The organism is Shewanella sp. ANA-3 (genome assembly GCF_000203935.1).
In the GTDB taxonomy this organism is placed as follows: Bacteria; Pseudomonadota; Gammaproteobacteria; order Enterobacterales; family Shewanellaceae; genus Shewanella.
In genome coordinates this window covers 897,845-910,777 of sequence record NC_008577.1, presented here as the reverse complement: position 1 = coordinate 910,777, position 12,933 = coordinate 897,845, and the positions used below count along the sequence as shown (strand labels likewise).

The following is a 12,933-nucleotide window of genomic DNA, read 5'->3' as shown; positions in this document are numbered from 1 at the left end:
ATTTGCACTATTTAATGAAGAGCGAACCACTCGTTGAGTGGCTACTGCTCGCGTATTGAGCTAAATCATTCATCCTTTTGCTGGCTTGCAGGAGGGGCGAAGAGGATTTTACATCGCTCCGAGAATGTCAGCCCCCGCGTCGTCACCTCGCTGAACATATCGCGCCATTCGCTAAAGGTCACTTTAAGTGGATTAAAACTGTTGACGGGTTTAGTGATCCCGTAAATCACTGTTTCCTCTTCGGGTACAAAGGTACCAAATAGTTTGTCCCAGATGATTAAAATACCAGCATAATTTTTATCAATATATTGTGGATTACGCCCATGGTGCACTCTGTGATGTGATGGCGTATTAAACAGCCATTCTAATGGGCCTAGTTTTTTCACCGCTTGGGTATGCACAAAAAACTGCAATCCTAAGTTCAGCAGTACCACAAAAACCACCCAATTAGGGTCGAAGCCTAAGATCACCAGCGGCAACCAAAACACCCACATACCAGCAAAGGGATACATCAAACTCTGGCGAAACGCAGTGCTAAAATTCATATTCTCCGAGCTATGGTGTACCACATGGGCCGCCCACATCCAACGCACTCTATGGCTCGCACGATGGAACCAGTAATAGCAAAAATCTTGGGCAATCATCAGCAGCACAAAGCTGAGTGGCCCCATTTGAATATCGAATAATTTCCAACCAAATACCGCTAGATACAACTTAGCAATCAGCAAACCCGCGAGGATATCCACCCCTTGATGCATGGCGGCAAGACTAAAATTACACAGCACTTCCTTGGTGTGATAACGGGCACTCACTGGTAGTTTTTGTCTTCTGTCGCCGAAATACCATTCCAGCAAAATGCAGACAAAAAATAGCGGAGCCAATACCAGCAGCAACACCTCGGGGTGATTGATTAACGCGGCGATATCCATATACCTTTATCCTATTGTTATTATTGTATTAAAGCGTAAATCAGCCCATAGTCTACCAACGAGCGTAATGGTCCTCGGTCAATCCCAACACATTGTTGAGCTGGAATTTACGTCCCTGATTGTCGATGATAAAACCGCTAAAAAGCCCCAGATATTGACGGAAATTACTCTTCAGCAAGATAAAATTGCGTTTCTCACTGCGGCAATTTCGCGCCGTAAACTCTAAATCGACGCGGCCATCGTGACTATGAATACGCCAGAGATCTGTGCCCTGCTGACCATGACGGTCAAACTCAAATTGCACAGGTCCGAGTAAATGGCGCTCGCCATTGATCCAAAACACGTTTTCATTGGCACCGGTTTCATTAACGCCCGCAGCAAGATTTAATCCAATCACCCCTTCATCAATTTGGGTATTGATGGATGCCCAGCGCCAGCTGGTATCTCGGCGCATAAAGCCCGCGGAAAAATCATAACCTGCGAGGGCAAAATTCAATGGTTGCGGTTCATGGTCTATGGTGAGTTGTCCTTTGACCGATAAGCCATTGTGTTTTTGGGTATAGGTCCAGCCGTTGTATCCCGTGGGACTACACATGGCCATAGGTAAACTTAAGGGTAAGGCATGCAGGGTTAAATCGGCTTGAATGCTTTTAGTATCAATGACTAAATGCCAATTACCCTCTTGGATCTTAAAGGTCACGCTAGCGCCTTTACCGCCGATTACGGCAACCCCGTTGGCGGGTGAAGGCGTCATCCGGTAGCCAATCCCAAAGGGTTTTAGCCAGTCCTGTTGAGTTAACCTGTTATTTTTAATGTCATATAAATAACAGAAACCACTCCCCAGATAGGCAATATCCGCCAGTGCGATGCCAATGATGTAGCGCGGCGTGATAATCGAAATAAACTGGAACTGCTTAAAATCGAACCGTTTTGCCCAGGCCGATGCGGGCTTGTCCATGGTATCGAAATAGGCAAAATCCGCTAAACCTAAGCTACCGACTATGCCATCGAAATGGCCGAAATGTGGCTGACCTTTGGCATTGATTAAACTGTCGGGGGCGATTTGGGTAATAATCCTAGACATAAACTCGCCTTTACTTGTGCAGTCGAAGGAGCATTTATGCTCTCTTATTTAATGTTGAATTTTTACTCTAACCTGTCGCCCATTGCATTAAAAGAGTGCAAGCTCAAATTGTTGTGATTTTGTTGCCGACAGGAATTCGGTTTAATCCCACCTGCGGATCATAAAAAAGCGCACGAAGGCGCTTAATCGACACAGACTGCTCCACTAAATGATAGTGAATGACTAAGTAAACCTGATTCCGCAAACCTAATTCCGCAAACCTAAGTCGTTAGAAACGATAACTCATGCCAAAGTTTACCCCTTGTAGCTCGAGCTCTTTCATTGGCACATATTGGTATTCAAGGTTTAGCCCAAAGCCCGAGCGAAAACGATATTGCCAACCGACCGCGCCGTAAAAGCCCACATCGTCCGAATCCATCTCTTGCTTATCCATCTCATAACTCACTTGGGTGTAAGCCGCGCCGAGTTTGGCGTACAGACTATTACCGCGGGAGAGCGCATATTCGCCGTAGGCGGTAGCTCTAACACCTTGGAAGCGTAAATCTTTTATCTCGCTGAATGTACTAACGAGCGCACTTGCCACACCACCAGAACCCGTTAAATACCCTGCTTCAACGCCAAAGTTGTCGTTAAGCATATAGCGATAATACAAGTCGCTGGTGAAGGTATCGCCCGCATCATATTTGCCGCTCTTCGTTTCAAATTCTTGAGTGCCATAGCCTAAGCTGCCCCCCAACACATGGGGAGAATCGCCAGCATTCGCCTTGCCCACGACAGCCCCAGCCAACAGTGCGAACGACAACAGCCAAGTATTAATTGTTAAGTATTTCATATTGTTTAAATTCAGTATCCAGATGTAGGCACATCATAACCTTTGCACCTGTATCGGTACTGAACCCGAGTGCATTGTGGTAACGGGGGGGATTTCTGGTATGCTGTAGCCACTTTTTACTTGCATGAGATCCCCCATGAAAAAGTTATTATTGACGCTGACTTTCCCCCTGCTCTTCGTGGGCTGCGCGAGCCAAAATCCAACTCATATGGCATTTAGCCCACAGGTTCCCGATATTAGCCAACAGACCACCAGACCCGTACAGATCTCATTGGATACCATTGATACCCGTAACGTTGAGTACGTGGCGCGTTTTATCGAAGAAGGCACTAAGACTCGCCTCGTCGGCCCGAGTGAGCCACCTAAATTATTGCTCGATGAAGTTTTCCGTAACGGTTTTACCCAAGCGGGCTACCAGATTGACCCAAGCGCGACCAACTCAGTGCAAGTTCAGTTAGAAGAGCTGCAAATGGATGTCACCAAAAAGACCTTCGGTTATGAGGCCAAACACAGCGTGCTGATTGCCGTGCAAGCCCGTAATTCCAGTCAAGAATTGGTCAAACGCTATAAAGCCAAGGGCACTTTAAAAGGCCCATTAACGCCAGACTTTGCCACTCTAGAGCTGGATATGAACAAGTTACTCGGCCAACTCACAGGGGAAATTTTGAATGACCCTGAGTTAAACCAGTTCCTGCAACAATAATAGTGCTAATCGATAATTAATAAGGAAATCATAATGTTTCGTTGGATATCTGCACTCTTAGTTCTGTGTGCCAGCTATAGCAGCTGGGCGGCAATCGACATTCAACCCGATACCTTGTATCCCCAAGTCGAGTTTGATACCAGCCTAGGTAAGATTGTGGTCGAACTCGATAGAACCCGCGCACCGATTACCGTCGATAACTTCCTGACCTATGTGGTCAAAGGCGAGTACAACAACACGATTTTCCATCGTATTATCAGTGACTTTGTCGTTCAAGGTGGCGGACTAAACCCACAGTTAGAAGAGTTACCCGCGGGTAAGCCTATCGTTAACGAGTCTGGCAACGGCTTATCCAACAGCATGGGCACTATTGCGATGGCGCGCGACAATGATCCTCATTCGGCTACCCGCCAGTTTTACTTCAACGTGGCGGATAACACTAAGCTGGATCCATCCAAACGTCGTTGGGGTTATGCGGTATTTGGTGAAGTGATTGAGGGCAAACAAGTGCTGGAAGCCATGGCCGTGGTCGAGACCACGACCAATGCAAAACTCAATTGGCCCGATGTGCCAGTGACACCTATCATATTGAAAACAGCTAAATTACTGCCGAAAAAATAATCGAAAAAAATTTGAGCAAAAGCCCTAATCCTCTGTCTATACTCAAAAGGCAACAGAAAGGAGGCAAGGGTGACGATTGAAGAATTTATCGATAATAAAGCGCCCCAGCTTGCTATGTATGGCAAAGCATTTTTGAGTGACGAGCTCGATTTCCATGAAGTCCAGCTCTATCTTTGGGACACACTCGAGGAATGGCAATTACTCATTCCAAGTAGTGAAGCGCAAACAGAAACAGAAACCGTGTTTTGGCATTTGCTCCATAGCTTTAACAAGTGGCCAGACTGGATGATCCGTGGCAATCAGTACCTGTGTCAGCAGTTGCATGCGTGCTGTGACTTCCTTAGTTTGGGAGGCCAAATGCCCTCGGGGTGCATTGGTGTTCGACCTTGAGCAATACACTCGCTAAAGACTCAGCTTGCTGGGTCTTTTTTATTTTCAGCCCTTTCGGACAGAAACCCAGCGAGCATCAAAAGGATGCGCATTAATCCTTGAATCCCACCGCATCTTCCCCGTAAGCTAGGCGGATTCGACTCCTCGGCCCATGCTTATGTTCGTAATCGGTTTAAATCGACGCATCTTAGAATTCTTCAGCGTTTACTACCATAAGCGCGTGTTGATTCTGCTGTTACTCGGCTTTTCTGCCGGCCTGCCATTAATGCTGGTCTTTTCAACTTTGTCTTTTTGGCTACGGGAAGCGGGAGTCGACCGCACTTCTATCGGGTATTTCAGTTGGATAGCGCTGGCTTATGCCTTCAAATGGGCTTGGTCACCCTTAGTGGACAGATTATCACTGCCCATACTGACGCGCTTTTTAGGCCGTCGGCGCAGTTGGATGCTGTTCGCCCAGCTGTTGTTAGTTGGCGCCATTTTGGGCATGTCCTTTAGCGACCCACTCCAAGATCTCGAACGTTTGGCCGTATTTGCCCTCATGGTCGCCTTTGCATCCGCCACCCAAGATATTGTGATTGACGCCTTTCGTATCGAATCAGCCCCCGAAAAAATGCAGGCCGCACTTGCCGCCGCCTATCAGGTGGGTTATCGCAGCGCCATGATTGTGGCGACGGCTGGAGCCTTGAGCATCGCCGCTTGGGTTGAGCCAGGCAATACCGAATATAATCTGCTCGCTTGGCAAACTTCCTATTTGGTGATGGCAGGACTGATGTTTGTCGGGGTGTTAACAACGCTTTTTAGCCGCGAGCCACAGGTCGATACCCGCGCCGCCGATGAGACCGAATTAGCGGTAAAACAACGCTTGAGCGAGCGTTACCCCAAGCTGCTTGCGGCGAGCCTCTCATGGATTTATACCGCCAGCATACTGCCCTTTATCGACTTTTTTAAACGCTATGGTCGCAGCGCCATTTTGATTTTATTGCTGATTTCCTGCTATCGCATTTCGGATATTGTGATGGGGATTATGGCCAACGTGTTCTACGTGGACATGGGATTTAGCAAAGAAGAAATTGCTTATCTGAGTAAGATCTACGGTCTTATCATGACCTTAGTTGGCGCCGCCTTCGGCGGTATCCTTTTAGCCCGCTTCGGCACCATGAAGATTTTATTCCTTGGCGCCCTCTTGGTCGCCGTAACCAATCTACTGTTTGCCTGGCAGGCGATGATTGGTTACAACGTCCAATTTTTAACCTTTGCGATCTCGGTCGATAACTTTAGTGCCGGTATTGCCACCGCAGCCTTTATCGCTTATCTCTCGAGCCTCACCAGCAGCGGCTATAGCGCGACCCAATATGCACTGCTCTCCTCAATTATGTTGCTCTTCCCAAAATTTATTGCTGGCTTCTCGGGCGCCTATGTTGATGCCTATGGCTATGTGAACTTCTTTGTCGCCGCCAGTGTAATTGGTTTTCCCGTGTTGCTGCTTATTCATTTAGTGAATAAATACGTACCCCATAACAGCAAGGGCGACGCCGAATCCTAAGTAATAAAAAAGCCCCTCGCCTTTGATAGCAAGGGGCTTTTAAGTGTCTATCAGCAAACTGACTCGAGGTGAATCAAATGCTGGCTAGGCCTTGCGATTAATCGCGGAAGTTATTGAACTGGAAAGGCTGACCCAGATCCGCTTGACGCACTAACGCCATAACAGCTTGTAAATCATCGCGGGCTTTACCCGTCACACGCACTGTGTCGCCTTGGATCTGAGATTGCACTTTAATCTTGCTATCTTTGACCATCTTAACGATTTTCTTGGCAATATCCGTCTCGATCCCCTGCTTAAAGCGCACTTTCAGGGAGAAGGTCTTGCCGCTGTGAACCGACTTTTCGTCGACATCCATAGTCGAAGGCTCAACATTACGTTTGCTCAATTGGGTACGCAGAATATCGACCAACTGTTTGCATTGGAAATCATCTTCCGCGGTGAGAGTCACCACATGATCTTTATATTCGATGCTGGCCTCTTTACCACGAAAATCGAATCGGCTGCTGAGTTCACGGCGGGAGTTTTCGACCGCGTTACGTAATTCAACCTCATCCACTTCAGACACAATATCAAATGAAGGCATAGTTGCCGCCCCTTAGGTGATTGTAAATGCCCATAGTTTACCGACTCCCTCCCCCAAGTTGAAGGTTAACTTTACCCAAGCAAGATAAAACTCGGGTTATGGATGACTTTGGCGGCACATTTTCCTATTATGGCGTCACACTAAGATAATCAAATTGTATTTGTGATAACTAAAAACACCCTATTCAAATTGGCTTTAGCCGTAGCCTTTGTCGTGATCAGTTATCTGGTGTTTTCCAGACCAACCTATTCGCAAAGTATCCCCAATATCGATAAGGTAGGACATCTTGGGAGCTTCTTCTGCCTCTCTTATCTGACCTTTCTCGCCTTTCGCCCCAAGTGGTATTGGCTCTCGCTGGTGCTTGCCGCATACGCGATTTTGATTGAGCTAGTGCAATCGCGTTTACCCTACCGCAGCGCCTCTGTGGGCGACGTGTTAGCGGACTTTGCGGGTATCGCTTTGTTTTACTTCTGTCTTTGGGCCTATCGAAAATACTTTAGCGCCGCCCAACTCAAGGAAGAATAATGTTCGGCCAAGGTGCGTCATCGACTGTAGAGTCTCAAGTCACCGATATCGCGATTTTAGGTGCTGGCGCCGTGGGACAATTGATTTGTCATCAACTGCATTCGACGGGGTTAGCCGTAGGCTTGATAGCGCGTGAGACCTCTGCATCCACCTCTGAGGCGACGGATTGGCAAGACCTCGTGTTTTGCCCTCTGCCATCAACGGATGCTGATACCGACTCAGTGTCATACCGAGTGCCAACATTTAGTCTAGACGGCACAAGCTTACTGCAGATCAGGCTGCTAATTGTGTGCGTTAAGGCTTATCAAGTCATTGATGCCATTAGCCCTTTACTCGACAAACTCTCGCCCCAGTGTCATATCCTGTTACTGCATAATGGCATGGGTCCACACTTGGCACTGGCGCCCAAATTACAGGGTCGTGGCTTAAGCCTTGGTACTACCTCCCAAGGCGTGATGCGCCAGTCCCGCTGGCAAATCAAACAAACTGGCCAAGGCTTAACCCAGTTTGGCCACTTTATCGGCCCCGCATTACCGCAAGCACTGCGTGACGGGCTGCTCAACGCTATCCCCAACAGTGAATGGGTTGAGGCAATAATCCCTAGTCTTTGGCAAAAGCTCGCGGTAAACGCTGCAATTAATCCCCTGACTGCCCTGCATCAATGTCCCAATGGCACATTGGCTCAGGCGCAATTTACCCAGACCATAACCAGTATCTTAGATGAGCTGGTCGAGGTGGCCGCCCACGATGGCATAGCACTGGATAGACAAATGCTTGAAGAGCGCGCGTACCGGGTGATTGAACTCACGGCCGCGAATTTCTCGTCGATGCACCAAGATGTAGCACACCATAGGCCAACCGAGATTGAACAAATTAATGGTTATATTTGCGACCGCGCCAGCGCGCACGGTTTAAGTGCAGCAACCAATGCCCAAATGTGCCAAGCCATTAAACAGTTGTCGGCAATAACACCACAAGCTTAATCAATATACTCAATTGATTTTAAATGGATTTACCCATATCCAACCGAGCCAAATAAAACTCGGCGATATTCCAGCATTTTTAAATGCACTCGAATTGGCATTTTGATACTAAATGCACCATCACAGCGCACCAAATCGGGGCGTAATCACCTGTTTTTGCACTGTTTTGCGGCAAAAACGCTGTCTATTTGAGTGCGCCACATTGTTAACATAATGATAATAAAAACATTATTGTTATGGCCTGATTCCTGCTTTGTTCACCTAACTTACGTCTGAAGTTCGTTGGAGAATAAAGTTGAAACTCATCACCGCTATTATTAAACCCTTTAAAATTGATGATGTACGTGAAGCGCTGACGCAACTTGGTATCCAAGGTATGACAGTGACCGAAGTACGCGGCTTTGGTCGCCAGAAGGGACATACAGAGCTGTATCGCGGCGCCGAATATGCGGTCGACTTTCTCCCCAAAATGAAGCTTGAAATCGCCATCCATTCCGAGCAAGAAGATGCGGTCATCGAAGCGATTGTTGCCGCCGCTCACACGGGTAAAGTCGGTGACGGAAAGATATTCGTCACCCCACTCGAACAAGTGATCCGCGTGCGCACCTCGGAAGAAGGGAGTGATGCGATATGAGCCAACAGACAGCCGCACTTAACGCTAAGCTAGAGCGCAGCACGAATATTCCAAACGGCCAGCACGCTAAGTTCGCTCAGCCAAACGCCCGTTATTCAAAATTGGGTTATCAGGCATTATTGGCTCTGCTCACCAGCGGCTTTGCGGGCTCGGTTTTGGCCGATGAGGCGCAGCTCAGCGGCGCCAACACCGCATGGATTTTAAGCTCATCCGCCCTCGTCTTATTGATGACACTCCCTGGACTGGCGCTGTTTTACGGCGGTCTGGTGCGCAGTAAAAACGTACTCTCGATTTTAATGCAGTGTTTTTCTATCGCTGCTATCGCCTCTGTACTGTGGTTTGTGGTGGGTTACTCCATCGCCTTCGATACCGGCAACGGTTTTATCGGCGGGCTTGGCAAAGCTTTTCTAGCCAGCATTGGTCGCGATAGTGTCAGTGGGGATATTCCTGAACCTCTGTTTATGCTTTTCCAGATGACCTTCGCGATTATCACGCCAGCGCTGATCATCGGTGGCTTTGCCGAGCGGATGAGGTTCTCCGCCGTACTGATGTTTTCAAGCGCTTGGTTGCTGTTAGTCTATGCACCTATCACGCACTGGGTGTGGGGCGGTGGCTGGTTGGCCGAGCTTGGATTGTATGACTTTGCTGGCGGTACAGTCGTACACATTACCGCTGGGGTGGCGGCACTGGTGGCGGCAAAAGTATTAGGGCCGCGTAAGGGATTTTTAAACTCGGCCATTATGCCCCATAACTTGACCATGACAGTGACAGGCGCGGGCATGCTGTGGGTAGGCTGGTTTGGCTTTAATGGCGGCAGCGCTTTAGGCGCCAATGGCACTGCGGCCATGGCGATTCTCGCGACCCATTTAGCCGCGTCGATGGGCGCCATTACTTGGGCGGGTATCGAGTGGTATAAATTCGGTAAGGCCAGTGCACTCGGTATCGTCACTGGCATGGTGGCAGGCCTTGGCACTATCACGCCCGCATCGGGTTATGTCGGCCCAGCTGGCGCATTAGTGATAGGTTTTCTTGGCGGCGTGGTTTGCTTTTTTTCAACTGTTTATATTAAACAAAAGCTTAAGATTGACGACTCACTCGATGTGTTCCCAGTGCATGGTGTCGGCGGTATTCTCGGCACTTTACTGGCGGGGGTATTTAGTTCGACTCAGCTTGGGATCTTCAGCGGTTATGGCTTTGCCAGTGTTAACCCCACTATGCTCGACCAACTCGGAGCGCAGGCCATTGGGGTTATTGCCACCTTGAGTTACACCGCCCTGGTGTCTTGGTTGTTGTTTGTGGTCATTGGCAAAATCCTCGGCGGACTTCGTGTCAGTACCGAACAGGAAGTGAATGGCCTCGATCTTTCCGAACATGAAGAAACAGGCTACAGCCTCTAATACTCGCCTCGCAAAACTGACCGTCAGGGGCATATCTGCCCTGACGGTTATTAACTAGTTATGCTCCTTAAGCCACAGTTCCAGTTCATTTAATTTCATCGGCTTAGCGTATAAATAGCCCTGCAAAAAATGCACATCACGACTGATTAAATAGTCCGCCTGCTCTTGGGTCTCCACGCCTTCGGCCACGGCCACATAATTCATCTTATGACAGAGTTCGATGATGGTATCGAGCACATGGGAGGTCACCGAATCTTGGCCTATGGTATCGATAAAGCATTTATCGATTTTAAGGTAATCCAGCGTAAAGGTTTGCAGCAGCGACAAGGTTGTTTGCCCTGTGCCGAAATCATCAATCGCCACGAGAATGCCCAGCTCACGCAGCGCTGCAATTCGCTCACACATATCCACCGTTAATAGTTGCCGCTCGGTGATTTCGATTAGCGGCTGCACGCCGATTTCGGCAAACGCATCCCTAAGGTAACGAAACTTAGCCTCGATATCGCTTTGGATAAAATGCTCGGGCGCCACGTTAAAGCCAATCCTGAAATCCGAGGTTAACTGCAATTGCCTAAAATCCGCCAAGGCGCGTTCAAAAATATAATTGGTCAACGGCACGATTAATTGGCTTTCTTCGGCGATGGGAATAAACAAATCGGGACGAACTAAGCCCATTTGCGGATGCTGCCAACGCACTAACGCCTCGACACCTTTGGCCTTACCGTCTTCACTACTTACAACAGGTTGGTAGACCAAGAAAAACTCTTGGTTCTCGATACCACTTTTTATGTCATCGGCTAGCGAATGACGCCCATTACGCTTCCAGAACAGTAGGCTAGATAAAACGAACAAGGTGAAAATCAACGGTAATAACAGGCCAAAGGCAATCCAATAAAAGTGCCAAAACAGCGCCTTAGAGATCTCCAGCAGGATAACGAAATCTTGGTGGACCTCAAATTTATCCCCAGCAAACACAGTAATCACTTCATTACCGCTAAACTGTGGCGCCGCTGGCAAGGTCGCACCATGCAAACCTAAGACAACGGTTTTTACCGCGCGGGGAAATACATCGGGTTGAATAAAGCTATCAATCAGGTATTGGCCTTCGAATACCACAACCGCGCCGTATTGCGTTTGTTCATTCTTAAAAGTGGTGATAATGGCTGGCACGCCTGGCCGCGCTGGCGTTTCCGGCACTATATGTTGCGAACCATCTTTGAGTCTATCAACTGGCAGCAGAGTATTTAGGGGTAAATTGAGGTCCCCGGTTGTCGAGGAGCAGTAAAATGACTTGTCATTGAAAAGTAACACGCCCCGAAAATAAGGCCGAAAACGCATGTATTCAGTTAACTTGCCACAATCCTCTTCGGTTAGGTTCATGGCATATTCACCTATCTGATCGGACAGTTTTAAGATGGCCTCTAAACGCTCTAGGTTGAACTCGCCAATCTCAGTCGCCTTGTTATGTGCCAGATAAACTGCGATAAAATAGCTAAAAACAAAAGCTAATACGACGGGTAACAGCAGTAAGAACAACCACTTTTTTAGGAGTAATTCGAAGAGAGAGGCAAAGTTACGCATCGACGTTTGGATAAGATTTGAACGGTTTGGCATAGTAACAAATCCCTTTCGAGTAAATTGTTAATTTTTGCATCAAGGATATTTAGCATAGATAAAGAGAGTGAGGCATAAACTATAGGACATTTCTGTGAGCTATGTTTTTGATAATTAAAAATATAAGCCTTTATGACTAATCTCATTGATAGCAAACACGGTCAATAATGAGCCTTATTCCCACATCACGAGTATTGCCGCGAGCGCGATCAAGACGAGGCCAAGCAGCTCTTTTATTTTCACTTTTTCCTTAAGCCAGAATGCGGAAATCAACATCATAAAGAAGATTTCCACTTGGCCTAGGGTTTTAACATAGGGCACGGCCTGCAAAGACATAGCACTAAACCAACCAATGGAGCCAAAGCAACTGGCGCTGCTCGTCAGCAAGGTTAACTTAGGACGTTGAATTAAAGCGCTGAGAGTGGCTTTATCCTTCAAGACTAAATAACCGACTAACACTAAGGTTTGTAGACATATCACCAAAAGCAATACCCAAGCGGCGCTATGGGGAAAGCCGACATTTAGCCTTAGGCTTGCTTCCCTCACCCATAAAGAGGTCAGTGCAAAGGCACTGCCGCTAGCAATACCGAGGAGCACAGTGCTTAAGGACAGCTGCCTAAGCCCTTGCTTGGCGCTCAGTAAAAACACGGCAAAGCCACCTAAAATCACCCCAATCCAACCGAGTAACGATAAATGGGTGCCAAAAAAGAAGGTGCCTAATATCGCGGCGACGATGGCCTCACTCTTGGCAAGCCCGGCACCGATGGCAAAATTTTGTTGTTGAAACAACTTAACCATCAAGCCAGTCGCGAGGATCTGCATCATGGAGGCGCCGACAATAAAGCCGATAAACTCCGCCGTAAAATGCGGTAATTCCACATTGTCCCAAAGATATAACAGCCCAAGATACAAGGCCGCAATCGGGCCTGCCCAAATAAACCGCGCTAAGGTGACACCCGCCACCTTAACCTCTTTACTCAGTTGGCTTTGAAAGGCATTGCGCCACGCCTGCATAAATGCGGCTAATAAGGTAAAGAAAATCCACATCCGAGCCATCCTGTAACTGCCAGACTGCACTCTGACATGGGTTATGCG

14 protein-coding genes are annotated in these 12,933 nt (G+C 48.0%); 8 read left to right on the top strand and 6 right to left on the bottom strand.

Going from position 1 to position 12,933, the window contains the following annotated elements; translation table 11 throughout:
- Positions 1-65: 65 nt before the first annotated feature.
- From SHEWANA3_RS04140 to SHEWANA3_RS04130, 3 genes are all read right to left on the bottom strand, one after another.
- On the bottom strand, positions 66-929 hold the full coding sequence (locus SHEWANA3_RS04140; RefSeq protein ID WP_011715940.1) for a sterol desaturase family protein: 864 nt from the start codon (positions 927-929) through the stop codon (positions 66-68).
- Between the two features lie 52 nt (positions 930-981).
- Complete coding sequence (locus SHEWANA3_RS04135; protein WP_011715939.1) at positions 982-2,013, bottom strand: DUF2804 domain-containing protein; 1,032 nt, start codon at positions 2,011-2,013, stop codon at positions 982-984.
- Positions 2,014-2,281: 268 nt separating this feature from the next.
- Positions 2,282-2,845: a porin family protein gene (locus tag SHEWANA3_RS04130; RefSeq protein WP_041412553.1), complete on the bottom strand. Its 564-nt coding sequence runs from the start codon at positions 2,843-2,845 to the stop codon at positions 2,282-2,284.
- 136 nt (positions 2,846-2,981) lie between these two features.
- Between SHEWANA3_RS04130 and SHEWANA3_RS04125 the strand changes: the two genes are divergently transcribed.
- From SHEWANA3_RS04125 to SHEWANA3_RS04110, 4 genes are all read left to right on the top strand, one after another.
- Positions 2,982-3,548, top strand: a complete 567-nt coding sequence (locus SHEWANA3_RS04125; protein WP_041412552.1) for a YajG family lipoprotein — start codon at positions 2,982-2,984, stop codon at positions 3,546-3,548.
- A 33-nt stretch (positions 3,549-3,581) separates the two neighbouring features.
- Positions 3,582-4,169, top strand: a complete 588-nt coding sequence (locus SHEWANA3_RS04120) for a peptidylprolyl isomerase (protein ID WP_011625277.1) — start codon at positions 3,582-3,584, stop codon at positions 4,167-4,169.
- Between the two features lie 69 nt (positions 4,170-4,238).
- Positions 4,239-4,559: a hypothetical protein gene (locus tag SHEWANA3_RS04115; RefSeq protein WP_011715936.1), complete on the top strand. Its 321-nt coding sequence runs from the start codon at positions 4,239-4,241 to the stop codon at positions 4,557-4,559.
- A 151-nt stretch (positions 4,560-4,710) separates the two neighbouring features.
- On the top strand, positions 4,711-6,102 hold the full coding sequence (locus SHEWANA3_RS04110) for an MFS transporter (RefSeq protein WP_011715935.1): 1,392 nt from the start codon (positions 4,711-4,713) through the stop codon (positions 6,100-6,102).
- A 97-nt stretch (positions 6,103-6,199) separates the two neighbouring features.
- On the opposite strand, the gene SHEWANA3_RS04105 is transcribed toward SHEWANA3_RS04110, so the two are convergent.
- On the bottom strand, positions 6,200-6,685 hold the full coding sequence (locus SHEWANA3_RS04105; RefSeq protein ID WP_011715934.1) for a YajQ family cyclic di-GMP-binding protein: 486 nt from the start codon (positions 6,683-6,685) through the stop codon (positions 6,200-6,202).
- Between the two features lie 162 nt (positions 6,686-6,847).
- On the opposite strand from SHEWANA3_RS04105, the gene SHEWANA3_RS04100 reads away from it, so the two are divergent.
- The 4 genes from SHEWANA3_RS04100 (at position 6,848) to SHEWANA3_RS04085 (ending at position 10,224) form a co-directional block, all read left to right on the top strand.
- Positions 6,848-7,210 carry a VanZ family protein gene (locus SHEWANA3_RS04100; RefSeq protein ID WP_011623900.1) on the top strand — a complete coding sequence of 121 codons (363 nt, stop codon included), beginning with the start codon at positions 6,848-6,850 and terminating at the stop codon, positions 7,208-7,210.
- Positions 7,210-8,193, top strand: a complete 984-nt coding sequence (locus SHEWANA3_RS04095; protein WP_011715933.1) for a 2-dehydropantoate 2-reductase — start codon at positions 7,210-7,212, stop codon at positions 8,191-8,193. The genes SHEWANA3_RS04100 and SHEWANA3_RS04095 overlap by 1 nt, the downstream gene beginning before the upstream one ends.
- A 295-nt stretch (positions 8,194-8,488) precedes the next feature.
- Positions 8,489-8,827 (top strand): P-II family nitrogen regulator, encoded by a 339-nt coding sequence (locus SHEWANA3_RS04090; RefSeq protein WP_011625272.1) that lies wholly within the window; start codon positions 8,489-8,491, stop codon positions 8,825-8,827.
- Complete coding sequence (locus tag SHEWANA3_RS04085) at positions 8,824-10,224, top strand: ammonium transporter (RefSeq protein WP_011715932.1); 1,401 nt, start codon at positions 8,824-8,826, stop codon at positions 10,222-10,224. The genes SHEWANA3_RS04090 and SHEWANA3_RS04085 overlap by 4 nt, the downstream gene beginning before the upstream one ends.
- Positions 10,225-10,278: 54 nt before the next feature.
- Here the strand turns inward: SHEWANA3_RS04085 and SHEWANA3_RS04080 are convergent, their stop codons facing one another.
- Entirely contained in the window at positions 10,279-11,838 is a 1,560-nt protein-coding gene (locus SHEWANA3_RS04080) for an EAL domain-containing protein (RefSeq protein WP_011715931.1), read from the bottom strand.
- A 174-nt stretch (positions 11,839-12,012) separates the two neighbouring features.
- Complete coding sequence (locus SHEWANA3_RS04075) at positions 12,013-12,885, bottom strand: DMT family transporter (protein ID WP_011715930.1); 873 nt, start codon at positions 12,883-12,885, stop codon at positions 12,013-12,015.
- Positions 12,886-12,933: the final 48 nt, after the last annotated feature.

Coding starts and splice junctions, on each gene's coding strand:
- SHEWANA3_RS04105 (WP_011715934.1), bottom strand. CDS start 6,685: ATGCCTTCATTTGATATTGTGTCTGAAGTGGATGAGGTTGAATTACGT.
- SHEWANA3_RS04140 (WP_011715940.1), bottom strand. CDS start 929: ATGGATATCGCCGCGTTAATCAATCACCCCGAGGTGTTGCTGCTGGTA.
- SHEWANA3_RS04075 (WP_011715930.1), bottom strand. CDS start 12,885: ATGTGGATTTTCTTTACCTTATTAGCCGCATTTATGCAGGCGTGGCGC.
- SHEWANA3_RS04120 (WP_011625277.1), top strand. CDS start 3,582: ATGTTTCGTTGGATATCTGCACTCTTAGTTCTGTGTGCCAGCTATAGC.
- SHEWANA3_RS04110 (WP_011715935.1), top strand. CDS start 4,711: ATGCTTATGTTCGTAATCGGTTTAAATCGACGCATCTTAGAATTCTTC.
- SHEWANA3_RS04085 (WP_011715932.1), top strand. CDS start 8,824: ATGAGCCAACAGACAGCCGCACTTAACGCTAAGCTAGAGCGCAGCACG.
- SHEWANA3_RS04125 (WP_041412552.1), top strand. CDS start 2,982: ATGAAAAAGTTATTATTGACGCTGACTTTCCCCCTGCTCTTCGTGGGC.
- SHEWANA3_RS04130 (WP_041412553.1), bottom strand. CDS start 2,845: ATGAAATACTTAACAATTAATACTTGGCTGTTGTCGTTCGCACTGTTG.
- SHEWANA3_RS04080 (WP_011715931.1), bottom strand. CDS start 11,838: ATGCCAAACCGTTCAAATCTTATCCAAACGTCGATGCGTAACTTTGCC.
- SHEWANA3_RS04135 (WP_011715939.1), bottom strand. CDS start 2,013: ATGTCTAGGATTATTACCCAAATCGCCCCCGACAGTTTAATCAATGCC.
- SHEWANA3_RS04095 (WP_011715933.1), top strand. CDS start 7,210: ATGTTCGGCCAAGGTGCGTCATCGACTGTAGAGTCTCAAGTCACCGAT.